13 protein-coding genes are annotated in these 12,470 nt (G+C 49.1%); all 13 read right to left on the bottom strand.

The annotated features are described in order from the left end of the window. Positions 1 to 53 precede the first annotated feature (53 nt). Complete coding sequence (locus tag M2277_RS08725; RefSeq protein ID WP_387801855.1) at positions 54 to 1,085, bottom strand: serine hydrolase domain-containing protein; 1,032 nt, start codon at positions 1,083 to 1,085, stop codon at positions 54 to 56. 125 nt (positions 1,086 to 1,210) lie between these two features. Further along, a complete protein-coding gene (locus tag M2277_RS08720) occupies positions 1,211 to 1,576 on the bottom strand; it encodes a LytR/AlgR family response regulator transcription factor (protein WP_148248480.1) in 366 nt (121 codons plus the stop codon). Between the two features lie 18 nt (positions 1,577 to 1,594). Beyond that, positions 1,595 to 4,690, bottom strand: coding sequence for a hybrid sensor histidine kinase/response regulator (locus M2277_RS08715; RefSeq protein WP_076152936.1), 3,096 nt, complete (start codon positions 4,688 to 4,690; stop codon positions 1,595 to 1,597). A 212-nt stretch (positions 4,691 to 4,902) separates the two neighbouring features. Beyond that, entirely contained in the window at positions 4,903 to 6,345 is a 1,443-nt protein-coding gene (locus M2277_RS08710) for a DHA2 family efflux MFS transporter permease subunit (RefSeq protein ID WP_280754605.1), read from the bottom strand. 74 nt (positions 6,346 to 6,419) lie between these two features. Beyond that, complete coding sequence (locus M2277_RS08705) at positions 6,420 to 6,989, bottom strand: TetR/AcrR family transcriptional regulator (protein WP_006207553.1); 570 nt, start codon at positions 6,987 to 6,989, stop codon at positions 6,420 to 6,422. Positions 6,990 to 7,123: 134 nt separating this feature from the next. Then, the gene (locus tag M2277_RS08700; RefSeq protein WP_006207552.1) at positions 7,124 to 7,933 is read right to left on the bottom strand and encodes a DUF368 domain-containing protein; all 810 of its coding nucleotides are present in this window, start codon (positions 7,931 to 7,933) and stop codon (positions 7,124 to 7,126) included. Between the two features lie 63 nt (positions 7,934 to 7,996). Further along, positions 7,997 to 8,176, bottom strand: a complete 180-nt coding sequence (locus M2277_RS08695; protein WP_006207551.1) for a hypothetical protein — start codon at positions 8,174 to 8,176, stop codon at positions 7,997 to 7,999. 106 nt (positions 8,177 to 8,282) lie between these two features. Continuing rightward, entirely contained in the window at positions 8,283 to 9,032 is a 750-nt protein-coding gene (locus M2277_RS08690; RefSeq protein WP_280754604.1) for a DUF3891 family protein, read from the bottom strand. Between the two features lie 27 nt (positions 9,033 to 9,059). Beyond that, positions 9,060 to 9,263, bottom strand: coding sequence for a DUF4177 domain-containing protein (locus M2277_RS08685; RefSeq protein ID WP_006207549.1), 204 nt, complete (start codon positions 9,261 to 9,263; stop codon positions 9,060 to 9,062). Between the two features lie 69 nt (positions 9,264 to 9,332). Beyond that, the gene (locus M2277_RS08680) at positions 9,333 to 9,794 is read right to left on the bottom strand and encodes an NUDIX domain-containing protein (RefSeq protein WP_280754603.1); all 462 of its coding nucleotides are present in this window, start codon (positions 9,792 to 9,794) and stop codon (positions 9,333 to 9,335) included. Between the two features lie 220 nt (positions 9,795 to 10,014). Beyond that, a complete protein-coding gene (locus tag M2277_RS08675; RefSeq protein WP_063478263.1) occupies positions 10,015 to 10,473 on the bottom strand; it encodes a hypothetical protein in 459 nt (152 codons plus the stop codon). Positions 10,474 to 10,538: 65 nt separating this feature from the next. Beyond that, entirely contained in the window at positions 10,539 to 11,192 is a 654-nt protein-coding gene (locus tag M2277_RS08670) for a hypothetical protein (protein WP_280754602.1), read from the bottom strand. Between the two features lie 68 nt (positions 11,193 to 11,260). Next, entirely contained in the window at positions 11,261 to 12,367 is a 1,107-nt protein-coding gene (locus M2277_RS08665; protein WP_148248874.1) for a VanZ family protein, read from the bottom strand. Between the last annotated feature and the right edge of the window lie 103 nt (positions 12,368 to 12,470).

The following is a 12,470-nucleotide window of genomic DNA, read 5'->3' as shown; positions in this document are numbered from 1 at the left end:
AAAGGACTCAACCGCATAACAGCCCCTGGCCTATTCAAAGCACGGGGCTGTTTTTATGTACTGCTGGATCCCTTCGAGAGTTCTTCCTCAATCAACCCCATCATTTCAAAGGCTCCGCCACTGCCATTGGACGTGACCACCAGGGTATGGCCTGTGGCCGGATAATAGGCAGACCGAAAATTCACACCTGGGTCGTATCCCATCACATGGTATTTGAACAGGTCCTCATCCTTCTTGGTGATCCACACGCCAAGCCCGTAATGCAAGCCACTGCCCGGATCATATTGATGCGGAATGAGCAGCTGCCTTGTCATGGATGGAGTGAGCAGTTTGTTTGCCAGCAGCGAACTCCATAACTTCATCATGTCCGGAGCTGTCACATATGCTCCTCCATCGGCATAGCCTTGGACCGGAATAGCATACTGATTCGTTCTCCACGTACCGTCCTTCTCATCGATATACCCTATAGCTGTATTCGCAGGCAGGCGGTCCAGCGAGAAATACCCCGAATCCAGCATCCCGCACGGCTGGAAAATACGTTGCTCGATATAATCCTGGAATGGCATGCCCGCATGCTGCTCAACGATCAGGCCGAGCACCACAAACCCTGCATTGTTATAATGAAATCTCTCGCCCGGCTGAAATTTCATGCCCTCATTCTGGAACAATGGAAGAAAATCCGTTCCGTTCCGAAAAGTATACATCGGTACGGCCTTCCACAGATCCTCAAAGTCATCCATGACCTCTTCGTCATAATAATCCGGAATACCCGAGCTATGACTCAGCAAATGATGAACCGTAATCTCCTCGCTGAAATCTGGCAGCGGAATATCCAAGCATTCGCTCAGCTTGCTGTCCAGGGACAGCTTGCCCTCTTCTATTAGCTGACAAATGGCAATAGCGGTAAACAGCTTGCAGCCTGAGGCTATGCCAAATCTTGTGCCCACCTGATTAGGCAGACGGTCAGCCCGGTTGGAATAACCGAATGCCGCTTCCCATACGATGTTGCCGTCTTTATCGTTTAAGAGCACGGCTCCTGAAAAACGAATGCTTGCCGCAAACTCTTCAATTTTATGATTATCCACCTGACCCCATCCTTTATCATGATAGGGATATTTTAACATACTCGTTCATGAGCATCCCGGAAGAAGATAATTATAACGGAATGTTCCCATCGCCCTCCCCGAATACGCTGCGAATCCAGAGGAAATCATTTATGCTTGCACGACAGCAGATTCGTGACCGTATCGCTGAACCGTTCCGGATCTACCGGCTTTAATAAATAATTCTGTGCATTCTGTTTGAATACTTCCAGAGCATAATGACCATAGGCCGTCACATAGACGATATGGACATCAGGGTCAAGCTGTGCAAGCCTTTCACCTGCCTCAAGTCCACAGAGTCCAGGCATTTCAATGTCGAGAAATACAACATCCGCCATACACAATTGCCATTGATCTATGGCATCCTGGGCCTGGGTAAAGGTTCCTGCAACCTCTAGGCGCCCATCGCGTTCGATGAGCCGCAGCATGTGCACCAATGCCGGATTCTCATCATCAATCACAATTGCTTTCATATCGTCAAATACTCCTCCTTATTCCAATCTGTTGTCGAGCTTGGTCGACAAAGGCACTTCAAAGCTGACGGACGTGCCGAATCCCAACCGACTTTCGATCTGAAGTCCTTTACCGTATAGCGTGAGCAATCGGGCGTGTATATTTCGGAGTCCTACACCCCCTGTATGGTGCGCCCCGGAGAGCAAGGAATTGACCTTGTCCGGACTCATGCCCACACCGTTATCCGTAACGGAAATCGTTATCCGTTCCTCCCGTTCATGGATCTGAATACGAACCGTTCCCCCGGAGAGCTGCCTCGTCACCCCATGCCGCACCGCATTCTCTACGATTGGCTGTATGCTAAGCGGCGGTACCAAACGGTCTAATGGGGCATGAACATCATATTCGATGGTCAAGCGATCCTCGAAACGGGCCTGCTCCAAGAATAGATAGGATTGAACCAAGGCGGTTTCCTTCTGCAGCGTACCAAGCTGATCCCTGTTCTGAAAATCAAAGCTTCCGCGTAAATAATGGCTAAGCTCGATGAGCAGCCGTGTCGCTTTATCCGGATCGGTATACAGCACGGCAATGATGGTATTCAGCGCATTGAACATAAAATGGGGCTTGATCTGCGCTTGAAGAAACGCCATCTCCGCCGAAATCGTCTGACGTACAGATCGGCGAAGCTCAAGCAGATTGCGGACTCGGGCCCGCAGCTCATCAGCATCCACCGGCTTTCTTAAGAAATCATTCGCCCCGGCCTGCAGTCCGGTACGGACGTCCTCCGGCAAACTTCGTGCGGTCAGCATCAGAATGGGCAGCTCAAAGAGTGTGTGCTGCTCCCGAACCGTTCTGCATAATTGCAGTCCGGACATCCCCGGCATCATCCAATCCGTAATCACCAGATCAATCCCTTGCCCTGAACGGATATGCTCCAGCGCCTGGACTCCATTGCTTGCTGTGAGCAGATTATAATTCTCCGCAAAGAGCAGACTCCGAAGCACCTGCAGATTCACAGGATCGTCGTCAACCAGCAGTACGGTGGGACCCTTCGGGTACGTTCTGGAGCCACTCGGATCGCTCACATGCTCCGCTGCTACCGCAACAGAAGCTGTCGCGGATTGCGCAGTGCCAATCCATGAAGTCTGGGGCGGAATTAGTGTAGATGGTAGCGTAAAGTGAAAGACCGAACCAACACCCGGCTCAGACTCTGCCCAGATCTCCCCGCCCCCCAGTTCCACCAGCTTTTTCGTAATGCTCAGGCCGATGCCTGTGCCGCTGTATTCCCGATCGGAGGCATATCCAATTTGATCATAGGATTTGAAGATGTCCACGAGACGCTCCTCTGAGATGCCAATCCCCGTATCGCTGACCGATATTCTTACATGCCCATGGATTATATCTGCAGTCACTCGCACCGTCCCTGACTCTGTGAATTTCACAGCATTGCCGAGCAGATTGTACAGAATCTGTCTTAATCGATCTTCATCGGTGTCAAGCCACGGCAAATTCTCCGGCCACTGCTGCTCCAGGCTAAGCGGCTTGCCCGCCGACAGATGTGTAACCACCTCAAGCACGGATTGTGTCACGGCTTTCAGATCAACGGGCTGCCGATGCAGCACAATCTCCCCATTTTTCAGCTTACTAAAATCCAGTATGTCGTTAACCAGCGTGGATAAACGGTTACCGGTTGACACTATCATGGACAGTTCCTTGGACTGCTTAGCGCTTAACGAACCCGAGGACCCATCCAGCAGCGACTGGGCAATATTCACAATGCCATGCAGAGGAGTCCGAAGCTCATGGGATGTATTCGCCATAAATTCGTCCTTCAAGCCATCCAATGTCAGCAATCTCCGGGAGAGCTGATCCACCTCAGTAAATGTTGTGGAGAACCGCTGGGCGAGCAGCAGCGCCTGTGTTACTACAAACAGCAGCATCTCCAGCGGCACGATGATCAAGTTGCTGTATATCCCCATCAAGTTGAGCACATGAACGGTAATCACAACCATGATGCTCAGGATGCCTATCAGCATAAAGCCGGTGTCTTCCGAGCGCCGCCAGATCCCCCGTCCCATCACCGTAGTGATATAGAGAATGATAAATACGGAGAATAGGTAAATGACCGGTTCCAATTCCGAGAAAACAACCGTCGGCAGAATGAGACCGCTCCCTACTGCAATCAGTGTTGCCGCGTTGCTCAGATAAAGTGCCCACCGGTGAACAAGACCTTGAACGGTCTCGGCAATATAGCGCAGCAAGAAATAATAGACGAATGCAGAGAAAATCATCTGAATCCGAATGAACCACTCATACGGAAGATCCGGCCATACAGCAGATAGCAGCTTCTCGCCGTGTGTCGCCACATAAACCATAGCAGACAGGCAGAATAACCCCAGGTACTGAAGCGACTTCTCATTTCGCTGCATGCGATACAGTAACAGAAAGTACATAGCCGGAATCAGAAATCCCGCCAATGTCATCAGGTCTACAAAAGCCGTGGTTTCCCGGCTCTTCATAACCGCCTGCTTGTCGCCAAATACAAGCGGAGAATAAATTCCGCCTGAGGAATAGATGAAATTCGATACCTGCACAAGGATCTCAACTTCACTGCCGTCTACTTGGGCGTATCCAACGTATGGGATATTGTTGGGAACACTCCCATCGTCCGATAATCCGGGGGAACCGCTGGCCCCAACCTCCTGACCATTCATAAAAATCCGGTTAGCCGTCCGTATGTTTCCGGTATGAATGCCGTAGATGCCCTCGGCTTCCCTTAATTGAACGACCAGCCTGAACGTCCCGGCTCCTGCTGCCCCAGGCTCACCATCTTCATCTATATATTGATTCCACTTATCGGGGACAGATACGATGCTTGTAGGAGAAGGAATCTTCTCATCCGGATGCTGCTGTTCAAAGCTTTCCGGGGTTAACAGCTGCCCTCGATAAAACTCCCATTCCCCGTTGAGCTCTACGCCGCCTTGCTCTGAGAAATCCCACGCGGTTAAATCAAGTCTGCCCTGGACGGCTTCAGGACTTACATCGGGTGTCATGATAAACCGAACAATAAACCATATGGGCAGAAGTATAACCAATGCCAATCCCGCAATCATCACACGCCGCTTCTTATTCATTGTTGACCTACTTCTCTATAGAATGTTAGGATTCTACGGATGAAACACCACTTGAGATACCCAATATATCGGCATTTGGCATAAAGATTTAAGAATCCACCTTAAACTATTCTCTGCAGACATGAAAAAACCCCTCCTGCAAGCCGTGTGGAATTCATAAATTTATGAATTCTTCGATCACGGCCTGCCGTAGGGGCATATGATATAGCGGGTTATTTGACGTTCACTCGCTTAATAAAGAATGAGGCGATTAAACCGATGATGGACGCTACAAATGCAAGCATAAAGGCATTCTGCACACCGGAGGTTAGCGCTTCTGCCATAGGATTGGTAGTCCCTGCCGATGGCACGTAACTCGCCTGGCCGGCTACCATAATACTGACAGCCACTGCGGTTCCGATGGCACCTGCTATTTGCTGAAGCGTGTTCATCACAGCAGATCCATCCGGGTAATAGGCTCTTGGCAATTGATTCAAGCCGTTGGTTTGCGCCGGCATCATGATCATCGCTACACCGATAAAGATACAGGTGTGCATGATAATAATGGTGGTCTGCGGTGTTTCCGTTGTGACATTCGTAAATAGATACGACAGAATCGTTGTGATAATAAATCCGGGAATGACCAGAAATTTTGGACCGAATTTATCAAATAAACGCCCTGTAACAGGAGACATCAAACCGTTGATGATGCCGCCAGGCAGCAGCACGAGCCCAGCCGCGAACGCAGTTAACAGCAGCCCTCCCTTTAAATACATAGGCAGCAGAATTGAAGTAGACAGAATGAGCATCATGCAGAGAAATACCATCAGCACGCCGATGGAGAACATCGGGAATTTGAACACCCGCAGGTTCAGCATAGGCTGCTTCATGCGAAGCTGACGGACAGCAAACAGAACGAGCGCAATCGCTCCAATAGCAATAGGAATGAACACGCCTGGCTCTCCCCATGACCCCGCGCCTTCACCTGCACTGCTAAAGCCAAAGACGATGCCTCCAAAACCTATGCTGGATAGAATAATGGACAAGATATCGATTTTGGGCTTGGTGATCGTTGACACATTCTGCATGTACACCAGACCAAAAACAAAAGTGAGCGCAAGCAGCGGCAAAGAAATCCAGAAGATGGATTGCCAACCGAGACGATCAACGATGAACCCTGATAATGTGGGTCCGACAGCTGGTGCAAACATAATCACCAAACCCATCAGTCCCATAACCGATCCGCGTTTATGCGGCGGAAAAATAACGAGAATCACGTTTGTCATTAATGGCAACAGCAATCCGGTCCCGATGGCTTGAATCACTCGGGCTACGAGCAGAAGCTCAAAGTTCGGAGACAGGGCGGCAACGATGGTACCTATGATCGAGAAGATAAGCGAGGCATTAAATAATTGCCTTGTTGTAAACCATTGAAGCAATAGGGCGGAGACTGGAACCAGAATACCCAGAACGAGCAGATACCCTGTGGTCAACCATTGTACCGCGTGTGCATCAATTTGAAAATCCGTCATGATATTGGTGAATGCCATATTTAATGCAGTTTCACTGAATAACCCAATGAAAGCTCCAATCATCAGCGATACCGCAATAGGTATAGGCCTAATCTTGGTTTGTTCGATAGATGTTGCTGCAAGACCTTGTTTACTCAACCCCATACTCCTCTCAAACTCTAAATTAGCACTAGACCAGTCTATATAATATGGACATTGAAATAGAATATTTTATTTATTTATTTTTTAAGTAAAATAGGGATGTATTCTGCTATAAGCTGCAGTGGTTCGCCGTTTTTGTTAGTCAGCGATCGCGTGATGGCTCCCTCAATCATGCTATTAATCACAATGCCCAGCTTCTGTGCGGATGCGGGATCATAGCCTGCCTCGATCAGCCTTTTGGCATATAAAAGCTCCCAGCCTTCGAAGGCTGCTTGACAAGCTTTCCGTAACGGCTCGCTGATCAATGAAGTCTCGGCGGCCATTAATCCGATGGGGACACCATCCAGCTCATCGGTATTGTTGAATTGTTCCGCTATGTGTCTGATATGCTCCTGAAATGCCGTCATTACATCCACATCATAGCGAAGATAAGTCTTGATATCATTCTCGATATATATCGCCATAGCTTGTACAGCTTCTATAGCCAACTGCTCTTTTCCCTCGGGAAAATGATAATAAAGCGATCCCTTAGGGGCTCCGCTCTCTTTAAGAATCTGATTCAAACCCGTGCCATGATACCCCTGCAGATGGAACAGGCGCGTGGCTGCGGCAAGTATGCTCTCTCTGGAAACATTCTTAGTACTCAAGAAATACACCCTCTACCCATTATATAGTGACTGGTCTAGATAATGCGACGATTCATTTATTGTATAAAATGTAATGCAGCAAGTAAAGACATAAAAACAGGGATCCCCTGGCCCCCTGTTTTTATAATCTTCCCTTATTCTTTTCTACCCATCAATACAGCCAGCAGAAGTCCAATCAGCATGGTTCCGATACTGGCAGCCATCATGCCAGACCCCGACGGAATGCCGGGAAACACAACAGCAATGGAACCCAGAATGAGACCGGTAATGACGGAATACGTCAAGCTCGGGTACTGATCCAGCAGATAACGAATGAGTCGGCTGCTGACCACAAAACCGATCACGGCTCCTGCTCCGATTACAGCAATAATACCAAAATTCAGTGAAGATAGGGCTGCAATCGCCGTAGAGTAAGCCCCCAGAAGCAGAAGTACAAACGATCCGCTGATCCCCGGAAGCAGCATCGCCATACTGGCCAGCCAGCCCGATAAGAAGAGGCCGATGCCGCTGGCCCAGGTCAATGTCGTTATCGGATCTGATGTGGCATCCGTTCTAAGAAAAGCCGTTGAGGCCAGCAATCCGGCTGCCACTATCAGCACAACCACATGCACGGTTTTGAACTTGGTTCGAGCCTCCGCTTTACGCAGAATCAAAGGCAGAACCCCCAGAATCAACCCTGTGAAGAAAAACTGGGTGGGCTCATAATAGCTTGTCAGCAAATACTCAATCAAGCGGCTTAATGCCAATAAAGCAGAACCGATCCCGATACCAAGCGGAATCAGAAAGCCCAGATGTTTCTTCCATTCCCTGCTGAAGAATCCACTGATAGCCTCCAACAAACGGTCATAGATGCCCAGCACAACGGCAATCGTGCCGCCGCTAATGCCCGGAATCAGGTCACTGACTCCCATCAGCACGCCCCGATACAGGTTCTTCCATTCCATAATGGCAATAATCCTCCCGCCTTACATAGTGAATCTAAACGTGATGGCCCAGCGAAGGAAGTCTTATTTGTTCTTAGCATGCAATACCAAATTGCCTACTCCGCCAATCGCAAACAGCAATGAAACGACTCCAAATCCCCATTGCCAAGAGCTTCGATCTGTAATAAAAACAACCACCAGGAACGCTATCGCAGCCAAAAAATTGAGCAGCGCAACGATCAAAAATTCCTTTTTCTTCATCATTCATCCTCTACATTCCTACAGAATCAAATCTGTCCAGTCTACTAGCCACTGAGGTGATCATATCATATTTTGGACTAGACTATGAAGTATGATGGGTTCCTTAAGCTTAAGGCACAAAAGTGACCGTCTGTTCGGTCCACAATGCATCGTGGAATGCCTTAGCAATCCCTTGCTCCTCAATACTCGACTTCAGCACATGTTTCCACTTGATCGACGCCGACCATTTCCGTTCAAACAAAAACGGGCTGATTTGGATTTCATGTTCGCTGGCCCAGGTCGCCACGACTCTTTGCCCGTCGATCGACATGTTGAAGCCCTCTCTGAACCACGGATGCTCCTGATCCTTGGATGCCCCTGGCGGATTCATGTTTACATAGAGCGAGAGGTCATCGCACAATTGCAGCAGTCCAAACTGCCTGGTCACGGTATCATCGTCAGGGAATGAAAACTGATCCCGCAGCTCTTGTTGCCGAGCCTGCTCGGCACGGTAGAAATCCGCAAAAGGCGCTTCCGTCGTATTTTTCATAAAAGACGCATAATGAAGGCTGCAGAGATACCCTGCATAAGGACTCATGGCTATGGTCTCCTCAACACCCTTGCTGTACATCAACAATTTCGGCAGTGGCGGATAATCCATAAAAGTGAACGGAGTCCGGCTCTCGTCATTCCAGATCGGCATATCATCCATCAGCAGCCAGGCCCGATCATGCTCCGCTATAGCAAGCAGCACTTCCTCCAACACAGACTCATCCATAAACAGCTCTCGGCGAAATCCCCGGGCGATCTCGCCGGAGAACCGGCCATGGTCGTCCTGGGTGGTCATGACAAAAGCATCCTCTGTCTCGCGAATGATCATCCCATCTTCTCCCTTCTGTTTCGATCCTTACCCCAGATACGCTCTGCGCTTCATGACGGCAATGATGTCCCTGGACTGTCCCTGATGCACGCTGGTATCAAAGCATGAGATCAATTCCCACCCATCAATGCCGTAGCTATTCAGTAAATCCTCGAATTCTTCCTCATTTACCTTGCCCCCGAGGAACCCCCCGGTTTTATATTTCAGCGTTTTGTATTCCCATTGATCCATGGATTGTTTCCTCCATCATCCCATTGAATTTTGACGGCCATTCAAGCCGGTATATCCGGAAGCTCGGAATCAGTTCGTGTCGCCAACATAGCAAACCGCCGAGTGCTCGGCCTGATCCATGAGCGGCTTCACCAGTGAATGCGGGTATATTCGAATCTCGTTCAATGCGGACAGATCGATCCATTCCACGCCTACTTGGTATTCATCCGGATTATGGCCCTGGAAGGTGTCACCGACATCCGCCAGACAACATTCAAAATAAAACTCCACTTGATGCACGTCCGAATCCCATTCGGCAAACTCGTGATTAGATCCTATGTATTCACGGACATGCAGTAAATCCAAAACCTCCACTTTACGCCCGATTTCCTCCTGACACTCCCTGATTACCGCTTGTACCAAGGTTTCGCCTTTCTCCTGCCCGCCGCCGGGGAACAGGTAGAACTCCCCCAGTTGGTCCAAATTTTTTGTCAGCAGAATTTGATCATTGCGCATAATTACGGCCTTGGCCGAGTTCCGAATCGGTTTCATAGGCAGTCTCCTTATCGTAACGTTTCATGTTCTATATTCTATTGTAGCAAAAATAACCCCACTGTCGCCCCCATACACCTAATTATGCATATACTTCCTTTACACAAAACAAACGAAAAAAGCCGGCATCCTTGAAGGTTTCTGCAAGAATTCCGGCTTCTTTTGCGGCTGGGGAAATGGGTCTTAGCCTGGCTATATGGCTATCCATACGATCCATAAACTAGTGCCTATATGAGCCATCCTTCATCTTCTTGCGCACAACAACCGCCACGCAAACAACAATCAGCAGGATCAGTCCCGCAGCAATCCAATCCTTGATGACTTGCCAAGGCGTGTGGGCTCCTCCGCCATACTCACCCTCATACTGAGCTAACAAATAACCTTCCGTTGTCTCTACAGCAATAGCTGTTTCGGTGGCGATTCCCTTAACGGCATAGTATTGGGTTCCCTTAGGGTAGGCATTGGAGAAATTACCGCTATAAGTCCCTTCCCTGTCCGAATAGTAGGTGACCTTTCCCACCACGTCTCCAAGTGTGGATGCTTCCACTCGATCTTCCGACATGACGTAGATCTTCCCGTCGTTTACGACAAACGAATATGCCCATGAAGCAGCCGCGGTTGAAGAACACACCGGCAGCAATAACAGCGATATCAGCCATATTTTCACATACCAATTCATGTGACGAAGTCCCACCACGGTTCACCTCAGGCATCAGGATGATGTTTCTCTTCAGAATGGGATAGTTATTCCATCACCTTGCTTCTGCCATCGACGGTAAGCTCGATGCCCGGCTCCCTTGCTCCGCCCGACATACTCATGGGAGAGTCTGGCTGCGCCACGGAACCCTCAAAGGTCTCGCTTACTTTTGTTTTGTCCCGCGGCCGAACGGCAACAACCTTACGCTCGAATTCCACCATCTTGCCTCCTATTTCAGAACTTAGCGGGCGCACCGCAACCTGCGACTCGTTGCCATAGCTGTAGATATGGATCTGGCAGTCCGCCAGAATCGTTTCGTTCCTTGTACGATAATCGCATTTGCTGTCTTTTTTGGAGTAAGATACAGAGGAGATTCCACTTGCATTGTATTTCACAAGGTACATAACTTGCTCGGATACAAATGGAAAAAGGACGATCCAAGCAACACAGCCGATCAGCACCCGGCCCATAATCTTCGGATAACGGGGACGATACATTCGGCTTACCCACGGAATTCCGACCATCAACAAGATAAGTCCTGCAATGACAGGTAAATGAAAACCATAAACGCCTTGCTGAGTCCAGGGAGGTATCCCTACCCAGCGAAACAAATCATCCCCGAATGAATAGCCCAGATGGTGATTAGATATAAACAGCAAACCAACAATAATTGCGGAAATGGAGAGGATTCTACTCTTCAACTGCTTCTCCTCCTCGCCTGATTCATTTACCACATTATAGCAAACAGGAGCTTGGGTGGTAACCCATATTAACCAGCCTTATTTATGGAGTGGTTGTCTACAATCGCAAGCCTCGTTCCACTCTTGGCTTCATGCAGCAGCTTGCGGTCGCGGTAAATCAGACATAACAGCACATGAAGAAACACAGCCCCATCAAGCAGCACTACCCCCATCACATACATGACCAGCAGGATATGGGAGCCCGCCGTATTGACGGTAATCAGCAAGACATGAAATCCGCCCCACACCACATACAGCAGCCCGTTGCGAATCATTACTTCCTTCAGCTTCAGATGCTCACCCGCCCCGCGGATTTGAACCCGTACGATCCAGGTACCCAGAGTCTGCCCCTGCATCATGTACGGCAGCACGATATAATATGCAATCACCACTATAAAATAGGCGCCTTTCAAGTTCAGCACAGTCAACACGCCGATAAGCGGCAGCACGATCGCTCCGTCCATGCAAAAAGCGATGGTCCGGCGCGTATAACTGACCCGCTTCTGCGAAAGATCCACCTTCTCGTCCAGACGATCCAGGCGAGGCAGGTGGTTTTTCATCCAACCGGCAAGCATGAATCCGACCATCCCCCCCATCGTATTCAGCAGCAGATCGTCCACATCAAACAAGCGGTAAGGATAATCATAGAAACCGTAAATGCCCGTCACCTGGGTAACTTCGAAGAACAGCGATAAGCCAACCGAGGCCACAAGACACGTAATCCAGGTCGTCCGCACGTAATAACGCAGGAACATACCGAACGGAACCACGAGAAACACGTTAAAGACAACCTGCAAGAAGGCTCTTTCCTTAAACAACAGCATGTAAGTGGACGGCTCGCGCCACACCACCTTGGTTTCCTTCAATATATCCTGTATGAAATTCAGCGGAATCCACTGCATGACCGAGACAACATTCATCGGGGCATTGTGCCGCGAGGCTGGTAAAGGAAGCAACACCAGATAGACCGCGTTCATCATGTAGAGCAAGAACAAATACAACAGAAATCCCCGGAATTTATTAAAATACCCATACTTGCGATACTGCACGATCAAAAAGGGAACTGCGCACAGCAAAGCCGCTATGGGAAAGGTTAAAAATGCATACGATATCGGAAACAGATAGGCTTCGAGCATTTTTTTCTTCACTCCCTTTGTGATGTTCTGCTTATAATGTACAGGACCAAGTTTAAATGCCAGAGTCCCCTGGGTTAAAAAGCGTTTAAAAAAACAAAAACCT

The organism is Paenibacillus sp. LBL, from assembly GCF_029893715.1.
GTDB classification, from domain to species: Bacteria; Bacillota; Bacilli; order Paenibacillales; family Paenibacillaceae; genus Paenibacillus_AQ; species Paenibacillus_AQ glucanolyticus.
Note: the sequence above shows the minus strand (reverse complement) of the source record. Positions and strands in the feature narration are given on the sequence as shown.